Genomic DNA, 26,387 nt, shown 5'->3' with positions numbered 1-26,387 from the left:
CAGAACGTTATTTATCGCTGACTCGCCATAGGAAATATCAATACCCCCCCGTCTTTTCCGTCTTCAGCCTAACTCCTTGTCTATACTCCGAAAGATGGAACATGCGCGCCGCGTGGAGCGGCGTAATGCGCGTCAGCTCACAACCTGATTAAATTTCCTTATCCCAACAGGTGCGCGGCAGACGCGCCGACTATTTTTAGGAAAGGACATATATTTACGGCAAGGCTGCCGCTCAATATTTTGCGACAGGAGTAAGATGTATGCCACATCAATTACTGATTAACGGCGAGCTGGTCAGCGGTGAAGGTGAAAAACAGCCCGTCTACAACCCGGCGACGGGCGAGGTGATTCTGGAGATTGCAGAGGCCTCGCCCGCACAGGTAGATGCCGCCGTTCGCGCCGCAGACCGGGCATTCGCGGAATGGGGGCAAACCACGCCAAAAACCAGAGCGGAGCTGCTGCTAGCGCTGGCGGATGTGATTGAGGAAAATGCGCAGACATTCGCCGAACTGGAGTCGCAAAACTGCGGGAAGCCGCTGCATTGCGCGCTCAATGATGAGATCCCGGCGATTGTCGATGTATTTCGCTTCTTTGCCGGCGCCGCACGCTGTCTGAACGGCCTGGCGGCGGGGGAGTATCTGGAAGGGCATACCTCGATGATCCGCCGCGATCCGGTTGGGGTTGTCGCCTCGATCGCGCCGTGGAACTATCCGCTGATGATGGCGGCCTGGAAACTGGCGCCAGCGCTGGCGGCGGGTAACTGTGTGGTGATAAAACCGTCTGAAATCACGCCGCTGACGGCATTGAAGCTGGCGGAGTTTGCGAAGGATATTTTCCCGCCAGGCGTGCTTAACGTGCTGTTCGGGCGGGGCAAGACGGTCGGCGATCCGCTCACCGGGCATGAAAAAGTACGGATGGTCTCCCTGACCGGCTCGATTGCGACGGGCGAGCACATTATTCAACATACCGCGCCCTCCATTAAGCGCACGCACATGGAATTAGGCGGTAAGGCTCCGGTGATTGTCTTTGATGATGCCGATCTGGATGCCGTTGTCGAAGGTGTGCGAACGTTCGGTTTCTACAATGCCGGGCAGGATTGTACGGCGGCCTGTCGTATCTATGCGCAAAAAGGGATCTATGACGCGTTGGTTGAGAAACTCGGCGCGGCGGTCGCCAGCCTGAAAACCGGTTCGCCAAACGACGAATCGACTGAGCTTGGGCCGCTCAGCTCGCAGGCGCACCTTGAGCGAGTGACAAAAGCGGTGGAAGAGGCGAAAGCGCTCGGACATATCAACGTGGTGACCGGCGGCCAGAAACTGGACGGCGCAGGATACTATTTTGCGCCAACGCTGCTGGCCGGCGCAAAACAGGAGGACGCCATCGTGCAGCGAGAAGTGTTCGGCCCGGTTGTCAGCATGACGGTGTTTGATGATGAAGAGCAGGTGCTGGCGTGGGCAAATGATACTCAGTACGGGCTGGCATCATCCGTCTGGACGAAAGATGTAGGGCGGGCGCATCGCCTGAGCGCGCGATTGCAATATGGCTGCACCTGGGTTAATACGCATTTCATGCTGGTGAGCGAGATGCCGCACGGTGGGCAAAAACGCTCGGGCTACGGCAAGGATATGTCACTTTATGGGCTGGAAGACTATACGGTTATCCGCCACATAATGGTTAAACATTAAGGATAATTTACCGTTCCGGCGCGGCATGGGAAGATCGTAAATCGATGGCAGAGAGGAGGAACGCTCTCTGCCAGTATGCGCAGCAAGCACTCAGTACATCAGGCAAACCAGCCGAATCTCAATGAGATAAGGCCAAAAAGTCCAATAGCAGCAAAGACATTTATCAGCACCACGGTTTTACTGGAAACATTCATTTTTGCCACCTTTCGTTATGACCCCTTTGTGTATAGTACGGGTTCAGGCAATCCGCAATAAGACAAAATATGAACATGGTGAATGGTGCCGCTATTTCAGCGTTTTGCTGAATAGTACGGATAAAACTTGATGTACGTCAAAAAAAAGAGCATATTGCGCGCGTTTTTCCCCTCTGGTTCGGATGCCCGAAATGTCGCTCTACCAAAAAATGTTGGTTTTTTACGCAGTGATGGCGGCGATTGCCTGCCTGATTACCTGGTTTCTTTCCCACGATAAAAAACGTATCCGCTTTCTGAGCGCCGTTCTCGTGGGCGCAACCTGGCCGATGAGTCTGCCCGTCGCATTGTTATTTTCGTTGTTTTGATGAGATGAAGATTGCCGGATGGCGGGCGAGCGCCTTATCCGGCTTACGATGTTGCGTAGCGCCATCAGGCATTGAGCAGCGCCATCAGCCGTTTTTTGTCGGCGTCGGACACATCCTGCGGATGCTGATACCCCTTATTTTCATTTGCCCGGGTATAGAGCGCGACCAGCCAGTCATACACATAGCGACTGGCGGCATGTACCGGCTGTTCATCCAGTTGGGTGAGCCGGGCCATCGGTTGCAGGCGAGGCGCGCTGAAGATCGCCGATCCTTTCTGGAACCGGCTGGCGGGTCGGGCGTCCTCCGCCACATTTTCGTAGCCAAGCCAGGCGATAAAGTTACCGATCCCGGCATGCAGCTGCGCGCCGCAAACCTCTTCACGCTGCATAATCTGCTGTAACTGCTGAGGCACATTAAGCCGATAGCTGGCGGTAATCAGAATATCCACGACCAGCCTGAGCGTATACGACTCCAGACCTAAACGACGGGCGTTGCTCTCATTTCGGCTCCACTGGCGCACATGGTTAATCCACATTTTGTGGGCCAGATACCCTGTCTCTTTGTTTTCTGCCGGGCGGGGAGCGTCTGGCTCATCCGCAAACAGATCGATCGCTTCATTAAACAGGCCGCTGACCTGCTCCTCGCGCGGCTGCTGGATACGCAAAAGCGACTCAAAATGGTGTATCGGCGGCAGAAGCCCGTCGAGCAACTCGCCATGCCGGGCGGCCTGCCCCTGAAGCTGGCGAATAACGGATTCCGTCGCCTTATTGCCGCTGTCTTTTGGGGTGATATGGCTCAACAGCAGGTCATGAAGCCGTTGTTGATGCTGCTCACTCAGGGAGGCCAGCCGCGCCTGGCGCTGTAACGGCGATGTCGCCTGTGACAGCCATTCCACCAGACGCTGCAAGCTGTGTTTATCCAGCGCCTGAAGGGTGCCCCAGTGAAGGCCGGGTTTCCCCATTAACTGCTGCACGGCTTCATCAAGATTCTGCTGCGTTGTGAAACGCGCATCCTGCGGCGTAATGGCCCAGACCACGCCCGGTAGCGCGGCGTCGCGCAGCGGTTGTGTATCGTTCACCCAGCCCAGCAGCGTGCGGGCGGCAGCGGGCGTTTGCGACCGGGCGGAGGTGGCATTGCAAATGACCAGCACATCGGGCTGCAAATGTTGGCGATAATGTTCCAGCATCCAGCCGAGTTTTGCCCGCCAGAGTGGATGCGGGTGCGCATCCGGCGCCAGCGGAATATCAAGCAGATCGACATTATCCAGCGCCGTGTTTTCAACGCTAAGCACCAGTTCACGCGTCAGCAAAGCCAGTGAATCCAGAGAGAGGCTCACCGCATTGAGTAACTGATGGTGCTCGACAGGATGTATAACGACGTCGCTCTGCGCGTCGTTGCCGGATAACGCGCCCTGGGTCAGAAAACTTTCTGCCGGAAGGCCAAAATGATCGACCAGCAGACTCAACGGCGCCGCTAACTCTTGCGCATGGCCGGTCTGTTGCAGCGTACGCGCCAGCGTTAGCCACTGTTGCGTTAATTCAGGCTGTTCGCCCCAGAGTAATGCCCAGGCGCTGGCGCGGGTCGTCAGATCCACCGAGGGCAGCAGGGAGGCGAACTGATGCCAGAGCGCATCGTCGATTTGCTGTTGCCCGACAGGAACGCAGGCGCGCCAGAAACGGGCAATGGCGGCGACGTCCTCTGCGGTCACGCCCTGAACCGGCTGACGCTGACGCAGCGCCTGCCACTTTTCTAACCGCGTCTCAATAATGGATTTTTCGACCTGCCGGTTATCGGGCGAGGTGCTGGCCCAGGCGATAAACAGTTGTACCAGTTCAGCTTCACTGATGAGCCGCAGACGCAGCGGCCATTCGCTATCAACCGCCGCGCTTTCATCCTGCGTAAAACGGATCGCCATATTGGCTGGCGCATGGCCTGGGTTGATATGGGTAAAATAGTCAAAGCAGCGATCCGGCGTGGCGATGTTCAGTTTTCCCTCGCCGTTACCGCACAGCGCGCCAAGCAGATGCGCTTTTGAGGATTGTGAATGGCCATACAGACCGATGCTGCCTCTTGCCTGTTGCGCGGCGTTCAGCGCCGATTCACCGGCGGCGGCGAGTGTGAGCTGCGCCAGCAGGGCGTCTGCTTCATCATCCAGGCGTACTGCGTGCTGACGTGTATGGTTAACCCACGCAATGGCGGCCTGTGTGGTGTTTAACGTCTTGCTCATTTCAGGTACACGCTCCCGCTGTCGATCCAGTAGTGGCTGCCGCTATGACGACGGTCGGCCAGGGTATTCAGTTTTAAGGTCAGGGCATTCGCGGCGACGGGCGTTCCATCCTGTAGCCAGGCGTCACTCAGCACAAACGATTCCGGCCCCGTCTCTTTGTTCCCGCCGCGCAGTTGCAGCCGGACATTGAGAACGCCATCACCGGCGATGGTTTTCGCCAGCTCTGCTGAGTTAATGCTCAGGGTATAGAGTGGGGTCGCAGGCCAGCGGCTGTTCGCCAGTTGGCGGAAACCGAGCGTCACATTGCCGCGAAGCGGGAAGTGCAGACGGGTATCCAGCTTCGCGCCGGGTTTATCGAGGTCGATCTCCTGATACCAGACGTTTTCATCACGCAAGGTATTGACCGTGTTATCCAGAACGCCGAGATAGCGTACGGTGGAATAGGCGCCGATATCGGCGGCTTTAAAGTTAAAGCGCGGCAGCCGTAAATCCAGCGCCAGGCTACACAGCATCGCCCCCACGGCGGCGGTTGATTTCGGGTTGCCAATCCGCCCCTGTTGGCTGAAGGGGTACCATTCATGGACGCGATACTTGTCCATCCAGACGATGCGGTTAACGGGAACCGGCTGTAAATGGCGGATGAGCGCCTGCACGCCGGGCAGGCAGGTTGGTCTGCCCGTCACCAGCAGAATGTCGCAGCGGTAATGAGAAATCGCTTCGCAAACGGCATGCAGCGGCGAGGTCAGGGTAAACTGACCGGCCAGTAGTGCCTCCTGTAAGTGGCTGAACTGCACCTGCAACGGCACGCTCAGCAGATCGAACGCCGGTGAGCCTGAAGGCAGCGCATGGTCGATCGCCTGCTGGATGTAATTCATCACGTTGCGCGTAGGGCGTTGAGTCAGCAGTTCGCCGAAGGTCGCGTGTAGACCCGCCAGCGGATCGTTAACATCGCTCTGTTCCCAGGCGGCCAGTACGGCGTGCCCCAGCGGCATAAACAGCTGTAGCGCCGTTTGTTGACGCAAAATCGCCTGCGTATCAATGCGGCCTGAATCTCCAAACAGCGTTGCCAGCAGGGCGGCGGCATCCGTCACGCCGGCCTGCTGCAAGCGAGTTTGCAGCGCAGGCAATATGCATTTCTGGATGACGTCCAGCAGCATGTCATCGCCCGCGACTTTAAACCCTTCACGGAACAGTAAGTGCGGGGTGATCTTGACGTTCGCGCCGACGCCGTCATCAAGCTGGTAGTGAACGACTGCCATATCCGTCGTGCCGCCGCCAATGTCGATAGACGCCACGCGTAGCGCCCGACCTTTGGTTTCGCCCGGTTCCGGCAAACGGTCCGGGCGAGCCAGGGCGTTGAAGAACGTCTCCGTGCGCCCGGCGTAATGGGAAATCGCTTCGTTATACAGCCATACCAGCTGTCCGCAGCTGGCTTCATCCCATTCCATCTGAATGTCCGGCACCGGAACAACGCTCTTTTCCTGCTGCTTACGGGAGGAAAAATCCTCATCCTGCGGATGCCAGCCCATCGCTTTCCATACCAGTGCGATGGCTTCGAACATACGCTGGCGGAAAATTTCGCGTTCCTGTTTCGGCATTGCCGATGGCAGGGTCAGAATCAGCGTGCGCAACTGACGCGGCGACGCCGGAAAACCGAGGCGTAACCGCGTCGCCACGCTGTTCATTTGCCCCAGCGCCTGCGACAGAATTTCGCACAGCATGTGCGTCATCAGCGTGCTGCGGCTGTACTGCGGCGAAAAGACCGGCAACCGGTCATCAGGCGGCAGGCTGAATAACGGTTGTCCGTCGTCATTCATCAGATTCATCAGCGGGAAGGCGGTGGCGAGCGGTTCTCGCTGCGTTTTGCTGTTCATCTGGCTGAAGCGCCAGTCCTGTAAAACCGGGGTTTCGTCCCACAAATAACGACGCGGGCTGGAGATCCCGCTGCTGCCTTCCGTTCCCAGACGCTGCATAGCCAGTTTGCGGGCTTCGTCGCCCACGCGCACAATCGATGGCCAGATAAAGGCGTCGTCGCGGCCGCTTTCAACCGAAAAATGCTGTTTGCCGAAACGCGCTTCAGAGAACTCCAGTCGGCTGGTGAACAGCGGATCGTTAAGACATTGCGGCTCACTTAAGGAGCGTACCTGTAATTCCGCCGTCTGGCGTAAACCGTCATTGGCGTCGCCGTGATCTTCAATCAATACGCCGCAGGTATGGGTATTGCCGACGTCCAGAATCAGATCCACCGGAATCGCAGGCGTGCTGAGCGTGTGGGTGACCAGCTTCACTTCTGGTACGGAAAGCTGTTCCCCCAGTAACGTCATCAGATTCAACCAGTGCGCCTGGTACTCAAAGTTACGCAGCGCCTGCTGAATCTCCTGCTCAGAGCGGTTCTCCTCCTGGGTGACGTGATGAAGGAAGGATTCGCGCAGCCAGCCGTCAATCCACGTCTGGTCAAGAAAATCGGCAATTTCATCATCGCGCCAGGCCAGCGCGAACCGCGTGCCATTGAGCAGGTCGTTTTCGTTAGGCGCCAGCGCCGCCGGCGCGTTCTCGCTTAACTGGCTGTCCAGCGCCACGGTAATGCGGTGCGTATGGCCCGCGCTGTCGGGTTCAGGCAACTTACGCACCTGTACGCGCGCCCAGTTGTCGGGGCCTTCCACAAACGTACGGGGAGGGTTAAAGCGCAGGAAAGGGAGCGGCAACCAGACGCCATCCAGCACATCCAGCGAATAGTGCAACATCTGGGTGTTTTCCGGTTTGACCACTTCAGGTTGCCCCCCCGTGCGCCCCGGTACCGTATAGCGCCCGTTGGTCAGATCAAAGTCGAGCCGGAGCAGGGGGCCGTTCGCCGTTTTACGCACGAAACGACCAAGATGGGCAGACTCCTGCGGCGTCAGGCCGAAGTCGAGGAATTGTACGCCGCTGTTTGCGATGAGCGTTACGCTCTGTTTGTAATCACACAGATTCACCAACATAAAATCAGGCACCTATCTTTTTGATCGTCAACGGGACTTCCGCATGGGCGTCATAACGCGCTGAGCAAGCCGCAACGTCATTCGTGCTGGCTTTACAGGTGATTTCCGGCATCGGGTAGCGCGAACCATCGGTGCAACGTGCGTGACCACGGCTCTTGATCATCAGCTCTCCGGTCTGATGCAGGCCGGAGAAAATGTCCGCCCGGCAGACGATGTTGTCGCCGTGTACCACCCGGGCGGTGCCTTTGTTGTTCTGGATCTGGTAACGCAGAGAAGGCGCTTTTCCGCTGACCGGATCTTTAACGTCAATCAGTACGCGCCAGTTTCCATTCAAAAAGCGCGTGACTCCCGCTTTCATCTGACCGGCATCCATCACCAGCGCATCTTTGGGGATGGCGGCGATCACTACCGGTTCATCTGCGGGCTTCGCTTTTTTCACCGGCGGAATCACTTCCGCCTGATGCAGCGGCAGTTGGGCAATCATCTTCGGCAACGGTTTACTGTCCACTTTCGCGGCGACAACCGGCGTACTGACCGTCGTGGCTTCGGCGGCGGGGGCAGACGGTTTCCACAACAGCGGCGCCGCAACGGCGGCGACGATCACGGCGGCAACCGGCAGGCTCCATAGCGGCAGACGCGAAGAGGGCTTCACGGGAGCGGTTGGAGATGGCGAAGGCGCCTGCGGTTCGCTGACAACAACAGGGGCGACCGGTTCAGGTTCGGGTTCCTGGGGGCGTTCAATCATCACCGGCGTCAGTAACGGCTCATCGGAACGGGCAAACGTCACCTCTGGCAACGGCTCATCTTCCACCTCCTGCTCGGGTTCAGCGGCAGGCGGCAGGACGGGCGGAACATCAATGGCGCGCAGGCAGTCAAGTACGTCCTCACGGGTGTTTTCATTAAGATTCACAAACCCCCAGAAGGTGATGACCGGTTTGCCATCAACCAGAAAAACGTGGTTTTCCCCAGGGAACTGAACCGCTTTTTCCAGCAGGGAACCGAACAGCTGCAACGAAGTTTTCCCGGATTGCAGACTTTTGCGGCTCAGCGCCGCCGCGTTTTCCAGCGTGCTGCTCAGGTAGCGCAGCGCCCGAAATCGCGCCTCTTCCTCTGCGGCCTTCCATGCGATGGCTTTTCCCTCTACCGGGGAATACCAGTCGACGCGATCGCCGCTGTCATTAATTTGCGGAATCGCCAGACAATCCACCATTGCCTGCTGTTTACGCAGACGAAGCGTTTCACGAATTTGCAATGCGGAATCAAATACGGCCTGACCGCCGCCGCCCACGGCCTGATAGTCGTCCAGATTGCCGCTACGTAAGAGAGTTTTTGCCACGTTGTTGTCCCTTAGACTTCTTCACGCATCTACTTTACGGATTACAAAGACAAGCAAACGGCGGAAGAGAGGCAAAAAGGGGCTAATTTTCATGGCATAGCGCCGGGGGAAAAATCTTGACGTTTTCAAAAAGACTTAAGGGAAATTATTTCACGCCGCAGGACGCATTCATTAGCGAAAAATACCAGAACGGAATAACCTGAGAGTGATTCGTTATTTGTCAGCTTTTGTAAGCTATGCTCATATGACTCTCTTTATAATCAAATGAAAAGGCTTATAACGATGTCTACAGGGAAAACGTTGCTCGCGCTGGCGCTCAGCGCACTTTTACCGGCAGGGGCGGCATTTGCGGCCAATACCGATACCATCATCTACTGTTCTGAAGCCTCACCCGAATCGTTTAACCCGCAAATCGCCAGTTCCGGCCCGTCATTCGTGGCCAGTTCGCAGGTGCTGTACAACCGACTGATCAATTTCGATCCGGTAAAAAATACGCCGGTGCCGTCGCTGGCGACCGACTGGACGATTTCCCCGGACGGGAAAACATACACGTTTACGCTGCGTCAGGGCGTGAAATTCAACAGCAATAAATTCTTTAAACCGACGCGCGATTTTAATGCCGATGACGTTATTTTCTCGGTGCTGCGCCAGAAGGATGCAGATCATCCGTACCATAATGTGTCGCAGGGCAGCTACGAATACTTCAATGATGTCGGCCTCGATAAGTTGATTAAAGAGGTGAAAAAGGTCGACGATTATCACGTCCAGTTTGTGCTGAACGAACCCAATGCGGCATTCCTCGCTGACTGGGGCATGGATTTCGCCTCCATTCTCTCCGCAGAGTATGCCGATGCGATGCTGAAAAAAGGCACACCGGAAAACGTCGATAACTGGCCTGTCGGCACTGGCCCTTACGTACTGCAACACTACAAGCAGGATTCACAGATTCGCTACCTGGCGAACCCGAACTACTGGGATGGCGAAGTGCCGACCAGACATCTTATTTTCTCGATTACGCCTAACGCCCAGACGCGCCTGGCAAAACTGCAAACCAACGAGTGCCAGATTATTCCGGCGCCATCACCCGTACAGTTTGACGAGATTAAAAAGAATAATGCGTTAACGCTGCATTCGGTCGATGCGCTGAACGTCGGCTATCTGGCCTTTAATACCGAGAAAAAACCGTTTGATAACGTACTGGTGCGCCAGGCGTTAAATTACGCCACTGATAAAAAAGCCATTATCAACGCGGTGTTCCTCGGTTCCGGTACGGTGGCGAAATCGCCCATTCCGCCAAATATGATGGGCTTTAATAACAACCTGAAGGATTACGACTACGATCCGCAAAAAGCCAAAGATTTGCTGAAGCAGGCGGGGCTGGAGAAGGGGTTTGAGGCAACGCTCTGGTCGATGCCGGTGCAACGCCCTTATAACCCCAATTCCCGGCGCATTGCGGAGATGATCCAGAGCGACTGGGCAAAAGTCGGCGTGACGGCGAAAATCGTCTCTTACGAATGGGGAGAGTATCTGTCCGGGATGCGTAAAGGCGAGCACGATACCGCGCTGTTCGGCTGGATGTCTGACAATGGCGATCCAGATAACTTTGCCGATGTGCTGCTGGGCTGCAACAGCATAAAAACCGGCTCAAATGCCGCGCGCTGGTGCGATAAAGGGTATGATGATCTCGTCCAGAAAGCGAAACGGGTGAGCAAGCCGGAAGAACGTGCGCAGCTCTACCAGCAGGCGCAGGATATTTTCTATCAGCAAGCGCCGTGGATCGCGCTGGCAAACGGCAAAACGTTCTACGCCACACGCAGCAACGTAACCGGATACAGCGTAAGCCTGATGGGCAGTGATTTTTCAAAAGCTAAATTGAATTGATGGTTTAAGGAGAGTTTATGTCGCACCTGGAAGAGGTCACTGCGCGCGTAGATGCCGCTATCGAAGAGAGCGTCATTACCCATATGAACGAACTGCTGATCGCGCTGAGCGATGACGCCGAACTGAGCCGGGAAGATCGTTACACCCAGCAACAGCGGCTACGGACGGCGATTGCGCATCACGGTCGTCAGTACAAGGAAGATATGGAAGCGCGTCGCGAACAGCTTACCAAAGGCGGTAGCATTCTCTGACGTTAATAAGCACGGCCTGTGAGGGATGTACAGGCCGGATAAGGCGTTTACGCCGCGACGCCGCCATCCGGCGAAGCGGCAGTTAAAACTGGCGTCTGGCGACCAGCCACGCGCCGATCACCAACAACACCGCTCCGCAAACCGGGCCTGCCAGCGCACGTAACGGCACGCCATGACTTCTCAAAATGTCCAATACCAGGCCGCCAATAAGCTGGCTGGCAACCAGAACCGCGATAGTCGTCGCCGCGCCAACGTACTGATACCCGCTAATACTGGCGAAAACAAAAAACGATCCGAGCAAGCCGGGAATCAACGTCCACCAGCGCACGCTGGAAGCCAGCTCGCTAAACCCCGCCGCGCCTTGTTTAAACCACAAAATGCTGACAAACAGGACAATCCCGACCAGCGAGTTCAGCAGCATGGCGATGAGAATCGTTGACGAGTTCTGTGTAATGCGCACCATAAGCGTGTTTTGCACAACCAGCCCAATACCGGCGGCAATCAGAAAGGCGAGGGTCAGCGTCTGGTTCATCCGCGCGCATCCGGGTCGCGGCGATCGTCAAGCTGAAGCTGCATAAACGTCAGATCCAGCCAGCGGCCGAATTTGGTGCCAACCTGCGGCATTTGGGCGGTAATGCTGAACCCCAGCGTTTCGTGCAGATGCAGCGATGCCTGGTTTTGCGACTCGATTCCGGCGACCATCACATGCTTGCCGCATGCGCGCGCTTCCTCGATCAGACGGCTGAGAAGCGCCCGCCCGAGGCCTTTTCCCTGATGATCCGGGTGGACATATACGGAATGTTCGACCGTATGGCGGAAACCATCAAAGTTACGCCAGTCGCCAAAGGAGGCGTACCCGGTGACGACGCCATTCTCTTCACTGACCAGAACCGGATAGCCTGATAGCTGACGCGCATCAAACCATGCGATGCGGTTATCCACATCGACCGTTTGATCGTTCCAGATTGCCGCCGTGTGCAATACCGCGTGATTGTAGATTTCGGCGATGGCGGCGCAGTCTTCTTTGCCAGCAAATCGAATAGACATGTTGAACCTCAGTTGTTGTTCACTATAGTATTACGATATGAATACTATCGAAGACAGCATAAATCAACGGATCAGTGCAAGAATTCGCATTGAGCGTGAATCGCGGGGCTGGTCGCTGACGGAGCTTGCCGAGCGGGCAGGCGTATCGCGCGCCATGATCCACAAAATCGAACGCGGAGAGAGCAGCCCGACGGCCACGTTGCTGGGGCGGCTTTCCGGGGCGTTTGGCATCAGCATGTCAACGCTGATCGCGCGGGCAGAAATGCAGGAGGGCAAGCTGCTGCGTTTTGCCGATCAACCCGTCTGGCACGACCCGCAGACGCACTACCTGCGCCGCCACGTTTCACCGCGCAGCGACCTGCCCATCGATCTCGTACAAATCTCGCTTCCGACGGGGAGTGACGTACCGATGCCTGCGGCATCCTACGCGCTGGCAAGACAGCTTATCTGGCTACAGCAGGGAGAGCTGGTCTTTGTCGAAGGCGGGGTTCGCCATGAGATGAAAGCGGGCGACTGCCTGGAGCTGGGGCCGCCAAACGACTGCCGTTTTATCAATGAGACGCAGGAAACATGCGTTTACCTGGTTGTGCGCTTAAACCACGCGGGTAATTAATGTTCGGCTACTATTGAGGGATTCATGCCACAAGCAGAGGAGAACATCATGGGCCAACAAGCATACCGTAATCGTCGTTGGGTTCTGGCTTCGCGTCCGCATGGCGCGCCGGTTGAGAGCAACTTCCGCATGGAAGAGGACGACGTGGCGACGCCCGGTGAAGGGCAAGTGCTGTTACGTACAATTTTCCTGTCCCTCGATCCCTACATGCGCGGAAGAATGAGCGACGAACCGTCCTACTCACCGCCGGTGGAGATCGACGGCGTGATGGTTGGCGGAACGGTCAGCCGGGTCGTGGAGTCCAGTCACCCGGATTACCGTCCGGGAGAATGGGTATTAAGTTACAGCGGCTGGCAGGATTATGATATTTCCGACGGGAAAGGGCTGGTGAAACTCGGTGACAACCCTGAGCATCCGTCATGGGCGCTGGGCGTGCTGGGGATGCCGGGCTTTACCGCCTATATGGGACTGCTGGATATCGGCCAGCCCAAAGCAGGGGAAACGCTGGTCGTTGCGGCCGCCACCGGGCCGGTCGGCGCAACCGTCGGGCAAATCGGCAAACTGAAGGGCTGTCATGTGGTGGGTGTCGCAGGCGGCGCAGAAAAATGCCGCTACGCGACCGAGATTCTCGGTTTTGACATATGCCTCGATCACCACGCGGCGGATTTTGCGGAACAACTGGCGAAAGCCTGCCCGCAGGGAATTGATGTGTATTATGAAAATGTCGGCGGCAAGGTGTTTGATGCGGTTCTGCCGCTGTTGAATACTTCGGCACGTATCCCGTTGTGTGGTCTGGTGAGCGGATATAACGCCACAAAACTCCCCGACAGACCTGACCGGCTGCCACTATTAATGGCGACGCTGTTAAAAAAACGCATCCGCCTGCAAGGGTTTATTATTGGTCAGGACTACGGGCACCGGATTCATGAGTTTCAGCAGGAGATGGGGCGCTGGGTCAAAGAAGGGAAGATCCACTACCGCGAACAGATCACCGACGGACTGGAAAAAGCGCCGGGGGCGTTTATCGGTCTGCTGACCGGGAAGAACTTCGGCAAGGTCGTGATTCGCCTGGCGGATGATGCCTGAGAATTGACGCTGCATGACATTAAAAATAGCGAGGTGATTCCCCGCTATTTTTTTAGCTTTTTTAGCTCTGGCACTTACTCAAAACGCCATGCCAGATTGACGCCAACGCCGTAGTTTCTCCCCGGCGCCGGTTCGTAATAGCGTCCGTTTGATTCGTTGACGATCACCGAACCGACATACTCTTTATCAAACAGGTTATCGACCCGGCCAAACACATCGACCGTTAAGTTGCTGTAGTTAAACTTATACCCGGTGTTCAGGCCAACCACGGTATACGAGGGCGCTTTTGCCGTGTTGTGATCGTCTGCCATGATGTCCCCCATATAGCGGGCATCGGTGCCAGCATACCAGCCTTCATCCGGTACATATCCCAACGAGGCGAACCCCATATTACGTGCAATGCCCGGCATGCGGTTACCGTTGCAATCGCCACTTTTGCAGACGTTGCTGCGGTAGGTCGCATCCAGCCAGGTCCAGGAGGCGTTTACCCGCCAGTTACCGGCGAAACGCTGATCCCATGATAATTCCGCGCCCTGGCGGCGGGTTTTTCCGGCGTTTTTATATGTGGTGCGCCCACCGCCGCTGGTGGCGACGACAATTTCATCATCCGTATCCGTCTGGAAGAGCGCCGCCGTCAGTAAACCATCGCCAATACGCGTTTTACTGCCAATTTCCACCGTGTCATTGGTGGCGGGTTTCAGGCCGAAGTTCAGGCCGCTTTGTCCGTCCGGGCGATAGGAGAGTTCATTGATGGTCGGCGTTTCAAAACCGCGCCCTGCGGCCAGATAAACGTTCCACGCATCGGTGAACGCATACTTGATCGCCCCGGCAGGGAGCCATTGATGGTAGCTGGCCTCGCCGCTGTCATCTCTGTTTCCAGGCGTAACGTAATGATCGTTAGAGTCAAACCAGACTGAGCTGTACCGCACGCCGGCATCAAGCGAAAGTTTTTCGGTCAGTTGCCACTGCGTTTGCAGGTAGGGATCGGCGTTCCACATCAGGTTGCGTTCATTACGACGCAAATCGCCTTTCACGCCAAACTGCGGCACGCCGTTATTCAGGCGGTAGTTCTCGTATCCCTTGCGATTTTCGCTCATATTTTCATAGTTCAGGCCGGTGGTGAACGTCACAGGTACGCCCAGCTCGCCCCGGTGCGTCCAGCGGGTGTCGATACCCTGATAATGACGCTGAAGCACGATTACGCCGCCTGCATGCGCGGGGTTATCCCGCTGCGGCGCCATCGGTATGGACTGGTATTGTGTGGTTTCACGTTCACCGGCATACATCATCACGCTCAGATCGTCGTGTTCGCTGAGCTGACGCTCATAGCGCAGGCCTGCCTGAGTCTGCTTGATGGTTTTTCGCGTGTTGAACTGTTCGGCACGCGGCGACTGCTGCGGGTTGGCTTTCCATTCGGATTCGGTCAGGCCGCCGGGGTCGTTCGCGTGAATGTCTACGCTATTGAAAATCAGGCTTAACTTACTGGCATCGTCCAGACGCACCCCCAGTTTTGCGTTAGCCAGATTCTTTTGCGCGCTGCTGCGATCGCGAAAACCGTGGGTGGTGAATCGGGTCGTGGAGACGGTGTAATCCACGTCACCCGCCTGCGTTCCGTCACCCATCGCCCCCGTAGCTTTCATGCCATAGCGCCAGCTCCCGAAACTGCCGTAATAGCTGCTGGCTTCAATCGTCGGCGGCTGGCGTCCGGTTTCCGTCGTCACGTTCATCACGCCGCCGGAAGAGTTGCCGTACAGCGCGGAGAAGGGGCCGCGCAGCACTTCCACATTCTGGACGCTGCTCAGATCGATATTGGACGTCTGCCCTTGTCCGTCCGGCATGGTGGCCGGGATGCCGTCAACATACAGACGAATACCGCGAATGCCGTACGCAGAGCGGGAGCCAAATCCGCGAATTGACAACTGTAGGTCCTGCGCATAGTTCTGACGGTTTTGCACCTGCAAACCGGGCACGCCGTTTAAGGATTCAGACAGATTAATACGCGGCGTCGCCAGTCGCATATCTTCCCCTTCAACCACGGTGACGGCGGCGGGCGTGTCCAGTTCAGACACCGTTTGCGGCGTCGCGCTAACAATCATCGTTTGTTCATCTTCAGCCGTGGCCGCCTGGCTCACCGGCGAGAAAACGAAAGGGAATAAAAGGGCGGGAAATGCGGCCTGACGAGCGGTAATGATCTTCATGAAAAAAAACCAATCACGAGTAAACGTGCCAAATGAAATTTGATGAATACTTTAATTACTTTGTAAATATATGAAAAATTTAATAGCACGATGCGTTAATGGAACATGAAAAAATTAAAGAAATTGTAGACTGCCTGCAAAGAAACGCTCCACTTTGCACTAAATAATGATTACTATTCGCATCTACGTACAGCGAGTGGGACACGGATTCACTCGCCGAAGCCATGTGAAGCAGCTACAAACGTGTTTATCAAAGGGAGTCGTCATGCATTTACGTCATCTGTTTTCGCCGCGCCTGCGTGGTTCTTTACTGTTAGGTTCACTGCTGGTCGCGTCTTCATTTAGCACGCAGGCGGCAGAAGAAATGCTGCGTAAAGCCGTCGGCAAGGGCGCTTATGAAATGGCCTATAGCCAGCAGGAAAATGCGCTGTGGCTGGCTACTTCGCAAAGCCGCAAAACGGACAAAGGTGGGGTGGTTTATCGCCTAGACCCGGTTACCCTTGAGGTGACGCAGGCCATCCATAACGATCTCAAACCGTTTGGCGCGACCATCAACAACGCGACGCAAACGCTGTGGTTTGGTAACACCGTAAACAGTGCGCTGACGGCAATCGATGCCAAAACAGGTGATGTAAAAGGGCGTCTGGTGCTGGATGAGCGCAAGCGTTCCGAAGATGTCCGTCCGCTGCAACCACGCGAACTGGTCAGCGATGATGCGACCAACACCGTATATATCAGCGGCATTGGTAAAGAGAGCGTGATTTGGGTGGTTGACGGTGAAAAAATCGCCCTGAAAACGACCATCCAGAATACCGGTAAAATGAGCACGGGTCTGGCCATTGACAGTAAAGCGAAGCGTCTTTACACCACTAACGCAGACGGCGAGTTCATCACCATCGATACTGCGGACAACAAGATCCTGAGCCGCAAGACATTGCTGGATGACGGGAAAGAGCACTTCTTTATCAACCTGAGCCTCGACCCCGCGGGCCATCGCGCTTTTATCACCGACTCCAAAGCGGCTGAAGTTCTGGTGGTAGATACCCGTAATGGCAATGTGCTGGCAAAAGTAGCCGCGCCGGAATCACTGGCCGTGCTGTTCAACCCGACCCGCAACGAAGCCTATGTAACGCACCGCCAGGCCGGTAAAGTGAGCGTGATTGACGCGAAAAGCTATAAGGTCGTGAAAACTTACGACACGCCGACATTCCCGAATAGCCTGGCGCTGTCTGCGGACGGGCAAACGCTGTTCGTGAGCGTGAAGCAGAAATCAACCCGTGAGCAGGAAGCCACTCAGCCAGATGATGTTATCCGCATCGCGCTGTAACGGTTAAATAACGCTGTAAGCATTAAGTAAAAAGGAGGGACAAGCCCCTCCTTTTTACTGCGTAACAACATCCCGATAAACGTCACGCCACCGGGCTGCCAGTGTTAACTCGCCGTCTCTTCTCGTAATACCATGTCCTGCTTACTCTCTTCCTGCGGCACAACCGGCGCGGTGCGGTGAATTTCCGCCACGCGGTTGCGCACGCCAAACCAGCCAGCGACCAGCAGAATAGCAATCAGCGGAAGTGAAGCGATGGTATAGGTGCCGTTAGGGTAATCAAACGCCATCAGTACCAGAACGCTCAGCAGGAACAGCAGGGTGAGCCAGGAGGTAAACGGCGCGCCCGGTAACTTAAAGCTGACGTCAGCCGCTTTGCCTTCTTTAATCGCCTTACGCAAACGCATCTGGCACACCACGATGAAGCCCCAGGAGGCGATAATACCCAGCGATGCGAAGTTAAGGACAATTTCAAAGACCTGAGAAGGCACCAGATAGTTGAGCAACACCCCGATGACATACACGCCCAGCGTCGCCAGAATACCGGCGTACGGCACCTGTTGACGACTCATTTTCGCCATAAATTTCGGCGCGGAACCGCCCATCGACATCGAACGTAAAATACGGCCGGTGCAGTACAGACCTGAATTCAGACTGGAGAGGGCCGCCGTCAACACCACAATGTTCATGATGCTGCCGATGTAAGGCACGCCCAGTTTTGAGAAGAAGGTCACGAAGGGGCTCTGACCGGCCTGATACGCGTTCCACGGCAGCAGCAACACCAGCAGGACAACAGAACCGACATAGAACAGACCAATACGCCAGATCACGCTGTTGATCGCTTTTGGCACCATCGTTTGCGGATCTTTGCACTCTCCGGCCGCCGTACCAACAAGCTCAATCGACGCGAAGGCGAAGACAACGCCCTGAACCAGCACCAGAGCAGGCAACAGGCCATGCGGGAAGAACCCGCCGTTATCGGTGATCAGATGGAAGCCTGTTGTGTTGCCATCCAGCGGTTTGCCGCTTCCTAAAAAGATTGTGCCGACAACCAGAAACAGGACAATCGCCAGCACTTTTACCAGCGCGAACCAGAACTCCATCTCGGCGAACCACTTCACGCCAATCATGTTCATTGTGCCCACGATCGCCAGCGCGCCCAGGGCAAACACCCATTGTGGAACGTCACCGAATGCGCCCCAGTAGTGCATATACAGCGCCACTGCGGTGATATCGACGATCCCGGTCATCGCCCAGTTGATGAAGTACATCCAGCCTGCGACGTATGCCGCTTTCTCGCCTAAAAATTCACGGGCGTAGGAGACGAAGCTACCGCTGGAAGGGCGATGTAAAACCAGCTCGCCGAGCGCGCGAAGAATAAAGAATGAGAAAATACCGCATACCAGATAAACCAGCGCCAGGGCAGGGCCAGCCATTTGTAGTCGTGCGCCAGCCCCTAAAAACAATCCGGTGCCAATTGCGCCGCCAATGGCAATCATTTGTACCTGTCGGTTGCCCATCGCCTTGTGATAACCCTCTTCATGGGCGTTCAACCAGCGTCGTTTCGCGGCATGTTGTTCAAGCGCGTTTGTATTGTGTGTTTTCATTGTGTTACCTGTTGACCTGTCGGACAGAAGAGATACTTTTTGTGCCGCACCTTTTGCTAACCAAACGATTGCCTGGCTAACGCTGAAACGGTTTTTCCCATCATTCTGTGGTAGGGATAAAACCATCGGCGGAGCATCCTACCTGCAATTGTTAAACGACGCAAAACATACCCGGAAGCACAGCGTTAAGACGTCGTGCTTTTACGTGTGGTCAGCTCAGCCGCGCTGTGGTCACGATTCAGCCAGTAGCACGGTGAATCAACTACACTTAGCGTTTTACACGTTGTGGAGGCCGCATGATCAAAGTTTATGGCGTACCCGGCTGGGGCTCGGCAATTAGCGAAGTCATGCTGACTCTGGCGGAGATTCCGTATCAATTTATCGATGTGAAGGGGTTTGATGCCGAGGGGCCGCAGCGGGATCTGCTCCAGAAGCTCAACCCGCTGTGCCAGATTCCAACGCTGGCGCTGGAAAACGGAGAAATCATGACGGAGAGCGCCGCCATTGCGCTGATGATCCTCGATCGCCGTCCCGATCTCGCGCCGCCGGTCGGACACGCCGAGCGTCAGCAGTTTCAGCGTTTGTTAATCTGGCTGGTAGCGAACGTTTATCCCACATTCACGTATGCTGATTACCCTGAACGCTGGGTGCAAAATGCCCCGGAGCAGTTGAAGAAAAGCTGCCTTGAATACCGTAAGGCGCTGTATATGTGGCTCAACGATCGGCTGATAGCGGAACCCTACGCCTTTGGCGGGCAGCTAACGCTACTGGACTGTTATCTGTGCGTGATGCGCACCTGGGGGCCGGGCCATGACTGGTTTCAGGACAACGCCCCGAACATTAGCGCGATTGCCGATGCGGTCTGCCAGCATCCACCGCTCCAGACGGTGCTGAAAAATAACGACATCATTTAGCACGGGCGGCGCCGATGATGGCCGTCAGCGCGCCCAACGATTCCGTCCGGCCTCTTTAGCCCGGTACAGCGCGGCATCGGCATCCGCTATCGTCTGTTCAGCGGTTTTTCCTTTCTCTGAGCAGGCGATACCCTGACTTACCGTGACACTGTCACTTATCGTTGACGCCGGGTGAGGGATCGCCGCCGCTTCCAGCGCTTTTTGTATTCTCGCCGCCACGCGCTCTGCATCTTGCAACGTCGCGTCAAACAAAATAACAGCGAACTCTTCGCCGCCATAGCGGGCGACCACATCTTCCGGGCTGCGCACCGACTGAGCGAATATATCCGCGACCTGACTCAAGCAGGCATCACCGGCCGGGTGCCCGTAGGCGTCGTTATAGCGTTTAAAAAAATCGACATCGAGCATGATCAGCGCAAACGCATTTTGCTGCGCCGTTGCGCTATGCAGCAGTTTTTCCATTGCGCGCCGGTTTGCCGTACCGGTGAGCGCGTCGCGATGCGCAAGGTTATCCAGGCGCGAAATAAGCAGGTTGTTGTGTTGATTCTGTCGCCAGGCTTCATCAAACCAGCGAATCAGCATAAAACGGCCGCCCAGCAAAATAAGCGAGAAAATGCCCCAGATCACCGTGAAATGAATATTCACTTTCTGATTCAAAACAACGCTGGCGACGGGGACGGTCAGCCATAGCGGGAGCAGAAAAGCGAGTACGCTCGGCGTATGAAAATAGAGTGCGATCACGGCGCTGAGTAATAACACCGCACAGAGAGGATAGGCGAACGTTAATTGCCAGTGGCTGATGAAATAATAACTGCACCAGGACCAGAACAGGCTAAGGATGATTAATAATCCCTGCGTCAGCCAGGATTGCCGCCGGGTGGTAATCAACAGCAGGGCACAGACCAGCATAATGCCGATAACGGCGTCATCAATAGTGCGGACAATACGCATCTCTGCCAGATAGCGCGCGTGGGTATCGTGGAATAACGCGTCACGAAAAAAGATCATCAGCGCAAAACTGATATTCACAAAAGCAAACCACGGCAGGCTGAGAGCCATTCCTCGTCTCACCATATCCTCGCGAGTGGTCCAGATGGTATGTTTCGCTTTTCTGTTATCCTGAGCCATAGCGTTATCTGAAGAGTGGATGATAAACGGGGATGCCGGGGGTCATTTCGCCTTCAGCCCGCGGTAATTTTTTTGCCCGAGGTAACGAAGGTTCCCGCGCCTAAATGATGCAGGGTATTCAGTTTATCGTCATCAAACTGCCAGCGGCCTTCAATAAAAACACGTTCATCCGCCGCAGTCGAAACCACTTCGCCAAAAAGCGTGTCATATTTTTCCTGTGCCGACGTTGCGGGCAGCAGTCGGCATTCCATCCAGGCGAGGCATTTCTCTTCGATCATGGGTAAACCGAGCACCGGGCCTTTTACCACCGGGATGCCATAGCAGTTGAATTTATCTTCTTCGCGGCCAGAGACGCTGCCTACCGCATACGTCCAGTTCGTTGCCGCTACGCCGGGAATCACGATGCCAAACATACCGCTGCGTTCTATAAGCTCGCGCGACCAGGTGGTTTTATCCAGCACAATGGCAAGACGGGGAGGCTCAAACTCGACGGGCATAGACCACGCCGCCGCCATAACATTCCGCCGCTCCGTGCGATCGTCCCGGCTGGTGATCAGAACCGTCGGGCCGTGATTTAACAGACGGCTGGCATGATGTAGCTCTACAGGACGAAAACGACTCATAGGTATGCCTCGTTCAGGGGGATTATCGTCTTATCGTAACGACACTATTGAAAATAGTGGCTAAAGGATACATGTGCAACGCACGTTATTGTACGTAATACCGCCAAAAATCAATCATACTCCAGGTTGAGAACTGCATCCGTGACATATTACGTCAGGCGGCGGGGTAACAGATTGCCGCCATCAGCGTAGAATCAGCTTTTTTGCGTGAACCCCTACAGACAGGAATGCCTTATGACGTCTTTTTTGACCGCCTATTTTGCCCGCATAAATTGGTCGGGCGCTGCCGAAGCTAATCTTGACACTTTACGAGCGCTGCATTTGCAGCATAACAGCACCATTCCGTTTGAAAATCTGGATGTCTTACTGCCGCGCGAAATTCAGCTCGACGATCTGTCGCTGGAGGAAAAATTGCTGACCGCCCGTCGCGGCGGCTATTGCTTCGAACAAAATGGGCTGTTTGAGCGTGCTTTACGGGAGACAGGCTTTACCGTGCGCAGCCTGCTGGGGCGCGTCGTACTGACAAACCCGACCAGCTTGCCGCCACGTACGCACCGGCTGTTACTGGTCGAACTGCAAGGCGAGCCGTGGATTGCAGACGTCGGATTTGGCGGGCAGACATTGACCGCGCCCATCCGTTTGCAGGCAGAATGTGAACAACAGACGCCGCATGGCGAATACCGTTTGCGACAAGAGGGGAATAACTGGATTTTGCAGTTTCGCCATCACGATCACTGGCAGTCGATGTATTGCTTCGATCTGGGAGTTCAGCAGCAGAGCGATTACGTGATGGGCAACTTCTGGTCAGCGCACTGGCCGCAGTCGCATTTTCGCCATCACCTGTTGATGTGCCGCCATTTGCCGGATGGCGGTAAGCTGACGCTGACCAATTTCCATTTCACCCATTATCAGGAAGGCCATGCGATAGAACAGCGTAATGTGTCGGATGTGGCGTCGCTTTACGCGCTATTGCAGGAGCAGTTTGGGCTGGGAGTCGATGATGCGAAGCACGGGTTTACCGAGGCGGAATTAGCGGCCGTCATGGCGGCGTTTGATACCCACCCGGAGGCAGGGAAATAAAATTGCAGGCCGGATCTTATCCGGCCTGTAACAGACTACTCACTGCGAACACTTTGTCTTCTGAAAGAAATAAACCAAACGACACTAGATAAGATAATTGACGACAGCATAAAAATAATATTAACAGGTCGTGAGTTACAGATGATGATAAAACTAATTGCCAGCGCTAATACTGGAAAGATATATCCAAGAGGCAGAACAAATCCTTCTTTCTCTACTTCATTATTTTTCTTCCTGCGGTACTTCATAATGATAGTCGCTATCGGCGTTGGAATATATTGCAAGAAAAACATTAAAACCGCCAACTCAGCCAGTTGTGCAAATGTTCCACTCATAACAATAACAGATGCGATAAGCGCTGAGATTAAGGTTGAAAATACAGGTGCTCCTGCATTATTTTTTCTTGCAAAAATACCTGGCAGCATACCATCATCAGCAATAGCACTGGCAATGCGAGGTGTGATAATCGAGCATGACATGTTTAACCCGGCAATTGAAATGATTGCGCCAAGAGCTATTATGCTTCCGCCTACCGAACCCAATGTTAATTTGGCTGCCTGCTGAATAGGGCTGTCATAATGGATAATGTCTTTACCTAAAATTGCAACAGCGCCTGCGATAATGAGAAAATAAATTAGTGACACAAAGAAAACAGTAATAAGAATAGCACGAGAGACATTTTTCTCTGGAGATTTAATTTCAGCCGCAATTATGGGTAGTGCTTCAAATCCAAGAAAGGCATAAAAAAGTAGCAGTGTGCTCTGGCTTACACCATCAAATAGGCTTTTATCTGTCGGGAGTTGAACAAATGGTGTGAAGTTGGCATTTTCAATTCCAGACTTAAGAAAAAATAGCGAGACAAAACAGAACCCTATAATTGGAATGAGTTTTATGACAGTAATAACCAATGTGAGATTTTTAGACGTCCTCATACCAAATAAGTTTGAGATAGCAAACACCCAGATGATAAGTAGTGCTGTTTGCGAAACTGTCAGTGGGAGTTCGGGAAAAAAGGCAAGAAATAGTTTAGCAAAGCCAACCGCCATAACGCCCCAACCAATAACATTAGTAAGCCAACCAAGCACACCAATATTAAACCCAGCGAGTTCTCCCATCGAAAATTTTGCGTACTGATATGCTCCACCATTTTTGTCAAAATACTTAGAGCACTCAGCAAAACAGAGTGCAAAACAAAGCACCACAAAAACATCGATGAGAATCATAATAATTGAAGCCGGTCCCGTTAACTTATATAACTCTCCAGGCAAAAGAAATATACCAGATCCAATAATCGAGTTAACACCATAAATAACCGCACCAATTAAACCAAACTTTGCTGCGGTATTGTTATCTGAATTCATAACGCCCCCGTTACTCGATAAACTAAAAATTATTAGCAAGTGCGTTCAGGAAGTGTTTCTTCACTTCATTAACGTCCACATCAAGACAAATTTGTTGAGATTTCAAATTTGCAAAAGGATCAACTCGTGTTGCTCTATACTTAGGCTTCAGCAGCGACTGACCAATACAGATACCTTCGGTAACGACGCGTAGAGAACTTTCAACTGTATCAAACCACTCAGGATTTAAAAGATAAGATACGGCTAAGGAATCATGTAGTGCCATTCCTTCAAAACCTTCTTCCTTGAGGCTATATTGCAGATAAAAATCGGCTATGCTTGTAAATAATTCATTTCCAGTGTCGCGAATTTCTTTCCCTGTAATTAATACCTGATGCGTAACATCCAAAGGGACGATGGTTACTGGCAGCGCCGAAGAAAGAACCTGATCGGCAGCATGAGGATCTTTCCAGAAATTGAACTCAGCAAATGGTGTCGAATTACCGGAGTGACCATGAGTACCGTATGCTCCCCCCATGATAACAACTTGTTTAACTAACTCCGCGATTTCTGGTGCTTGATTCAGTGCAACGCTAATGTTTGTTAATGGCCCAATAAGGATTAATGTAATCTCTCCAGGGTTAGACTTGATACTGTCAATGATGAATGAAATTGCATCCTCTGCATGACTATCATGCGGGTTTGAAAAAACGCCGCCAAGACCATCTTCTCCATGTACTTTTGTCCCTGGCGGAGCAGGTTCAATAGCCAGAGGTCTTGAGCATCCCCGATATATTTTTGTTCCAAGATTGATCTTCTCGCAGAAAAGTTTTGCGTTTTTAACCGCCTGTTCAACCGGAACATTACCAAAAACAGTAGTAATGCCAATAATATCTAAATATCCTGCGGCATAGGCGATCGCAAAAGCATCGTCGACGCCAATATCAGTATCAATAATTACTTTAGTCATGGTTTTTCTCTCGTTACATTTTTGAATAGCTTGATTCGTTCAATCGAATGAGAACATTTTTATGTTCAGGCATATTTGATGCCCCATTTAGCTCTACGGCCAGAGAAGAAAATGCAGCAGCATAATGACAGGCATGTTTTATTGTTTCACCTTTAGATAAGGAAGCAGCTAACGCCCCATTGAAAGCATCACCAGCACCCGTAGTATCAACGACCATCGCCGGATAAGCAGGAATCATATAAAATTGTCCCTTATCATATAAAAGTGCACCTTTATTCCCAAGCGTCACGATTACGCATTGCGGTCCCATTTGAGCGATTCGTTCAGCGGCTTTTTTTGCTGTTTCAATATCAGTAATATTAATGCCGCTAAGAAGCGTAGCTTCTGTTTGGTTTGGGGTGACTATATCGACAAACGGTAACATTATTTTCGCATCTGAAGTAAAAGGGGCGGGATTTAAAATAACCGTAACATCGTTCTCTCTGGCATACTTTATTGCGTTGATGGTTGCGGAAAGATTATTCTCAAGCTGTACCAGCAATATGTTAGAGTTTAATATGTTTTTATGTGAGTTTATAATCTCCTCATCGGTAATTGTTACATTAGCTCCTTGATTAATAGCAATCATATTTTCGCCATCTAATTCAGAAACGTATATTAATGCATTACCTGTAGGTGCGGAGTCTGAAACATATATCGTTAATGAGTCTATGTTTGATGCTTCTAAATGAGAATAAGCATGTGAACTTAGCTGATCGTTACCCACTTTTGTAATAAAATCAACTTTGCACATTGCATTACTTGCTGCAATGGCCTGGTTAGCGCCTTTCCCCCCAGGCCCAAATGAGCAACTTTGTGATACAATAGTTTCTCCTGGGTGTGGAAGTCTTGCAACATAGGAAACAATATCTACATTGAAAGATCCAAAAACACATACCTTACCTTTTTTTTCTTCAGTCATAACTTTTATTGCATCCTGATATTTTAACAAATCACTAATATTTGAAAGCATCTCTTTTCTGAAAGAGACCATGACATTCTTTTTATTAAGAATTGCGCCACCATAGCATCGTTCAATAGCCTGATTTTTTTCGAGATAAGACAGGTCGCGACGAATTGTTTCCTTTGATACAGAGAATAATTCGGCTAAATTATTAACCAGCACGCGTTCATTTTTAATAAGAATTGCTAATATTTTTGCACGTCTTTCTTCTAAAAGCATAGGGTTGTCCTCGTCGGTTGAATAATACTATTAATTACTGTGGATATGAAAAAGTGACCGTAATCTCATTAATTAGAGCAAAACGGAAGCAAACAGGCGAAGATTGAAGAAGTAACAATTTGTATTTTGAGTAACGGGTATTAGATGAATGAGTAAGTTAAATAGCGAGTCTAATGAATTTGTAATGTATATACGGCAGGCAGGGAAAAGAGGGGGGCTTACGTTTTACAAGAGAAGAGATTCCGGGTATATGCCGGATGGCGGCTTACGCCTGATCCGGCCTACAGGGAGTATTTTGTAGGCCCGGTAAGCGTCGCG

The 26,387-nt window shown here is 53.3% G+C and carries 22 protein-coding genes; 9 read left to right on the top strand and 13 right to left on the bottom strand.

Going from position 1 to position 26,387, the window contains the following annotated elements; all coding sequences use genetic code 11:
• Window positions 1–260 precede the first annotated feature (260 nt).
• Window positions 261–1,685 carry an aminobutyraldehyde dehydrogenase gene (gene patD / locus OGX75_RS04655; RefSeq protein WP_060816081.1) on the top strand — a complete coding sequence of 475 codons (1,425 nt, stop codon included), beginning with the start codon at window positions 261–263 and terminating at the stop codon, window positions 1,683–1,685.
• Between the two features lie 98 nt (window positions 1,686–1,783).
• Here the strand turns inward: patD and yncL are convergent, their stop codons facing one another.
• Entirely contained in the window at window positions 1,784–1,879 is a 96-nt protein-coding gene (yncL, locus tag OGX75_RS04650; protein WP_071818853.1) for a stress response membrane protein YncL, read from the bottom strand.
• A 191-nt stretch (window positions 1,880–2,070) separates the two neighbouring features.
• Between yncL and OGX75_RS04645 the strand changes: the two genes are divergently transcribed.
• Window positions 2,071–2,244 carry a GhoT/OrtT family toxin gene (locus OGX75_RS04645; RefSeq protein WP_047464087.1) on the top strand — a complete coding sequence of 58 codons (174 nt, stop codon included), beginning with the start codon at window positions 2,071–2,073 and terminating at the stop codon, window positions 2,242–2,244.
• Between the two features lie 64 nt (window positions 2,245–2,308).
• Here OGX75_RS04645 and OGX75_RS04640 read toward each other — a convergent pair whose 3' ends face one another.
• Genes OGX75_RS04640 through OGX75_RS04630 form a run of 3 tightly spaced genes read right to left on the bottom strand, consistent with a single transcriptional unit; the run spans window position 2,309 to window position 8,785 of the window.
• Window positions 2,309–4,471 carry a virulence factor SrfC family protein gene (locus OGX75_RS04640; RefSeq protein WP_286451317.1) on the bottom strand — a complete coding sequence of 721 codons (2,163 nt, stop codon included), beginning with the start codon at window positions 4,469–4,471 and terminating at the stop codon, window positions 2,309–2,311.
• Window positions 4,468–7,449 (bottom strand): virulence factor SrfB, encoded by a 2,982-nt coding sequence (locus tag OGX75_RS04635; RefSeq protein WP_286451318.1) that lies wholly within the window; start codon window positions 7,447–7,449, stop codon window positions 4,468–4,470. The genes OGX75_RS04640 and OGX75_RS04635 overlap by 4 nt, the downstream gene beginning before the upstream one ends.
• 4 nt (window positions 7,450–7,453) lie before the next feature.
• Window positions 7,454–8,785 (bottom strand): SrfA family protein, encoded by a 1,332-nt coding sequence (locus tag OGX75_RS04630; RefSeq protein ID WP_049008496.1) that lies wholly within the window; start codon window positions 8,783–8,785, stop codon window positions 7,454–7,456.
• 282 nt (window positions 8,786–9,067) lie between these two features.
• On the opposite strand from OGX75_RS04630, the gene OGX75_RS04625 reads away from it, so the two are divergent.
• Together OGX75_RS04625 and OGX75_RS04620 are read left to right on the top strand one after the other, a co-directional pair.
• Window positions 9,068–10,666, top strand: a complete 1,599-nt coding sequence (locus OGX75_RS04625; protein WP_024130321.1) for an ABC transporter substrate-binding protein — start codon at window positions 9,068–9,070, stop codon at window positions 10,664–10,666.
• Window positions 10,667–10,683: 17 nt separating this feature from the next.
• Window positions 10,684–10,917 (top strand): YdcY family protein, encoded by a 234-nt coding sequence (locus OGX75_RS04620; RefSeq protein WP_012132361.1) that lies wholly within the window; start codon window positions 10,684–10,686, stop codon window positions 10,915–10,917.
• A gap of 82 nt (window positions 10,918–10,999) precedes the next feature.
• Here OGX75_RS04620 and OGX75_RS04615 read toward each other — a convergent pair whose 3' ends face one another.
• Together OGX75_RS04615 and OGX75_RS04610 are read right to left on the bottom strand one after the other, a co-directional pair.
• Window positions 11,000–11,449 (bottom strand): DMT family transporter, encoded by a 450-nt coding sequence (locus OGX75_RS04615; protein WP_047463644.1) that lies wholly within the window; start codon window positions 11,447–11,449, stop codon window positions 11,000–11,002.
• Window positions 11,446–11,964 (bottom strand): GNAT family N-acetyltransferase, encoded by a 519-nt coding sequence (locus OGX75_RS04610; protein WP_071258341.1) that lies wholly within the window; start codon window positions 11,962–11,964, stop codon window positions 11,446–11,448. Before OGX75_RS04610 ends, OGX75_RS04615 begins: the two co-directional genes overlap by 4 nt.
• Window positions 11,965–12,001: 37 nt before the next feature.
• Between OGX75_RS04610 and OGX75_RS04605 the strand changes: the two genes are divergently transcribed.
• Together OGX75_RS04605 and curA are read left to right on the top strand one after the other, a co-directional pair.
• Complete coding sequence (locus OGX75_RS04605) at window positions 12,002–12,577, top strand: helix-turn-helix domain-containing protein (RefSeq protein WP_286451319.1); 576 nt, start codon at window positions 12,002–12,004, stop codon at window positions 12,575–12,577.
• Between the two features lie 48 nt (window positions 12,578–12,625).
• The gene (gene curA / locus OGX75_RS04600) at window positions 12,626–13,663 is read left to right on the top strand and encodes an NADPH-dependent curcumin/dihydrocurcumin reductase (protein ID WP_286451320.1); all 1,038 of its coding nucleotides are present in this window, start codon (window positions 12,626–12,628) and stop codon (window positions 13,661–13,663) included.
• A 74-nt stretch (window positions 13,664–13,737) separates the two neighbouring features.
• On the opposite strand, the gene pqqU is transcribed toward curA, so the two are convergent.
• Window positions 13,738–15,861 carry a TonB-dependent receptor PqqU gene (pqqU, locus tag OGX75_RS04595; RefSeq protein ID WP_112002078.1) on the bottom strand — a complete coding sequence of 708 codons (2,124 nt, stop codon included), beginning with the start codon at window positions 15,859–15,861 and terminating at the stop codon, window positions 13,738–13,740.
• Between the two features lie 265 nt (window positions 15,862–16,126).
• Here pqqU and yncE point away from each other — a divergent pair, with 265 nt between their 5' ends.
• Window positions 16,127–17,188: a 7-bladed beta-propeller protein YncE gene (gene yncE, locus OGX75_RS04590; protein ID WP_230032108.1), complete on the top strand. Its 1,062-nt coding sequence runs from the start codon at window positions 16,127–16,129 to the stop codon at window positions 17,186–17,188.
• Between the two features lie 104 nt (window positions 17,189–17,292).
• Here the strand turns inward: yncE and ansP are convergent, their stop codons facing one another.
• On the bottom strand, window positions 17,293–18,792 hold the full coding sequence (gene ansP / locus OGX75_RS04585; RefSeq protein ID WP_024130324.1) for an L-asparagine permease: 1,500 nt from the start codon (window positions 18,790–18,792) through the stop codon (window positions 17,293–17,295).
• Between the two features lie 296 nt (window positions 18,793–19,088).
• On the opposite strand from ansP, the gene OGX75_RS04580 reads away from it, so the two are divergent.
• Window positions 19,089–19,706 carry a glutathione S-transferase family protein gene (locus OGX75_RS04580; protein WP_049009879.1) on the top strand — a complete coding sequence of 206 codons (618 nt, stop codon included), beginning with the start codon at window positions 19,089–19,091 and terminating at the stop codon, window positions 19,704–19,706.
• A 24-nt stretch (window positions 19,707–19,730) separates the two neighbouring features.
• On the opposite strand, the gene OGX75_RS04575 is transcribed toward OGX75_RS04580, so the two are convergent.
• Both OGX75_RS04575 and OGX75_RS04570 read right to left on the bottom strand, forming a co-directional pair.
• Window positions 19,731–20,780, bottom strand: coding sequence for a GGDEF domain-containing protein (locus OGX75_RS04575; RefSeq protein ID WP_286451348.1), 1,050 nt, complete (start codon window positions 20,778–20,780; stop codon window positions 19,731–19,733).
• Window positions 20,781–20,887: 107 nt separating this feature from the next.
• Window positions 20,888–21,457 (bottom strand): flavin reductase family protein, encoded by a 570-nt coding sequence (locus OGX75_RS04570; RefSeq protein WP_286451321.1) that lies wholly within the window; start codon window positions 21,455–21,457, stop codon window positions 20,888–20,890.
• 234 nt (window positions 21,458–21,691) lie between these two features.
• On the opposite strand from OGX75_RS04570, the gene nhoA reads away from it, so the two are divergent.
• Window positions 21,692–22,537, top strand: coding sequence for an N-hydroxyarylamine O-acetyltransferase (gene nhoA / locus OGX75_RS04565; RefSeq protein WP_286451322.1), 846 nt, complete (start codon window positions 21,692–21,694; stop codon window positions 22,535–22,537).
• 35 nt (window positions 22,538–22,572) lie between these two features.
• Here the strand turns inward: nhoA and OGX75_RS04560 are convergent, their stop codons facing one another.
• From OGX75_RS04560 to rbsK, 3 genes are read right to left on the bottom strand one after another with little or no spacing between them, the layout of a single operon-like run.
• Window positions 22,573–23,898, bottom strand: coding sequence for an APC family permease (locus tag OGX75_RS04560; RefSeq protein WP_286451323.1), 1,326 nt, complete (start codon window positions 23,896–23,898; stop codon window positions 22,573–22,575).
• 22 nt (window positions 23,899–23,920) lie between these two features.
• Window positions 23,921–24,847, bottom strand: a complete 927-nt coding sequence (locus OGX75_RS04555; RefSeq protein WP_115181632.1) for a nucleoside hydrolase — start codon at window positions 24,845–24,847, stop codon at window positions 23,921–23,923.
• Window positions 24,848–24,860: 13 nt separating this feature from the next.
• On the bottom strand, window positions 24,861–26,069 hold the full coding sequence (gene rbsK / locus OGX75_RS04550; RefSeq protein WP_286451324.1) for a ribokinase: 1,209 nt from the start codon (window positions 26,067–26,069) through the stop codon (window positions 24,861–24,863).
• Window positions 26,070–26,387 lie beyond the last annotated feature (318 nt).

Origin of the sequence: Citrobacter sp. CK199, assembly GCF_030333285.1 — a bacterium.
In the GTDB taxonomy this organism is placed as follows: domain Bacteria; phylum Pseudomonadota; class Gammaproteobacteria; order Enterobacterales; family Enterobacteriaceae; genus Citrobacter_B; species Citrobacter_B koseri.
Note: the sequence above shows the minus strand (reverse complement) of the source record. Positions and strands in the feature narration are given on the sequence as shown.

Bases quoted from the DNA above. Each gene is read 5' to 3' on its own strand.
- patD (WP_060816081.1), top strand. From the start codon at position 261: ATGCCACATCAATTACTGATTAACGGCGAGCTGGTCAGCGGTGAAGGT.
- yncL (WP_071818853.1), bottom strand. From the start codon at position 1,879: ATGAATGTTTCCAGTAAAACCGTGGTGCTGATAAATGTCTTTGCTGCT.
- OGX75_RS04645 (WP_047464087.1), top strand. From the start codon at position 2,071: ATGTCGCTCTACCAAAAAATGTTGGTTTTTTACGCAGTGATGGCGGCG.
- OGX75_RS04640 (WP_286451317.1), bottom strand. From the start codon at position 4,471: ATGAGCAAGACGTTAAACACCACACAGGCCGCCATTGCGTGGGTTAAC.
- OGX75_RS04635 (WP_286451318.1), bottom strand. From the start codon at position 7,449: ATGTTGGTGAATCTGTGTGATTACAAACAGAGCGTAACGCTCATCGCA.
- OGX75_RS04625 (WP_024130321.1), top strand. From the start codon at position 9,068: ATGTCTACAGGGAAAACGTTGCTCGCGCTGGCGCTCAGCGCACTTTTA.
- OGX75_RS04620 (WP_012132361.1), top strand. From the start codon at position 10,684: ATGTCGCACCTGGAAGAGGTCACTGCGCGCGTAGATGCCGCTATCGAA.
- OGX75_RS04615 (WP_047463644.1), bottom strand. From the start codon at position 11,449: ATGAACCAGACGCTGACCCTCGCCTTTCTGATTGCCGCCGGTATTGGG.
- OGX75_RS04610 (WP_071258341.1), bottom strand. From the start codon at position 11,964: ATGTCTATTCGATTTGCTGGCAAAGAAGACTGCGCCGCCATCGCCGAA.
- OGX75_RS04605 (WP_286451319.1), top strand. From the start codon at position 12,002: ATGAATACTATCGAAGACAGCATAAATCAACGGATCAGTGCAAGAATT.
- curA (WP_286451320.1), top strand. From the start codon at position 12,626: ATGGGCCAACAAGCATACCGTAATCGTCGTTGGGTTCTGGCTTCGCGT.
- pqqU (WP_112002078.1), bottom strand. From the start codon at position 15,861: ATGAAGATCATTACCGCTCGTCAGGCCGCATTTCCCGCCCTTTTATTC.
- yncE (WP_230032108.1), top strand. From the start codon at position 16,127: ATGCATTTACGTCATCTGTTTTCGCCGCGCCTGCGTGGTTCTTTACTG.
- ansP (WP_024130324.1), bottom strand. From the start codon at position 18,792: ATGAAAACACACAATACAAACGCGCTTGAACAACATGCCGCGAAACGA.
- OGX75_RS04580 (WP_049009879.1), top strand. From the start codon at position 19,089: ATGATCAAAGTTTATGGCGTACCCGGCTGGGGCTCGGCAATTAGCGAA.
- OGX75_RS04575 (WP_286451348.1), bottom strand. From the start codon at position 20,780: ATGGTGAGACGAGGAATGGCTCTCAGCCTGCCGTGGTTTGCTTTTGTG.
- OGX75_RS04570 (WP_286451321.1), bottom strand. From the start codon at position 21,457: ATGAGTCGTTTTCGTCCTGTAGAGCTACATCATGCCAGCCGTCTGTTA.
- nhoA (WP_286451322.1), top strand. From the start codon at position 21,692: ATGACGTCTTTTTTGACCGCCTATTTTGCCCGCATAAATTGGTCGGGC.
- OGX75_RS04560 (WP_286451323.1), bottom strand. From the start codon at position 23,898: ATGAATTCAGATAACAATACCGCAGCAAAGTTTGGTTTAATTGGTGCG.
- OGX75_RS04555 (WP_115181632.1), bottom strand. From the start codon at position 24,847: ATGACTAAAGTAATTATTGATACTGATATTGGCGTCGACGATGCTTTT.
- rbsK (WP_286451324.1), bottom strand. From the start codon at position 26,069: ATGCTTTTAGAAGAAAGACGTGCAAAAATATTAGCAATTCTTATTAAA.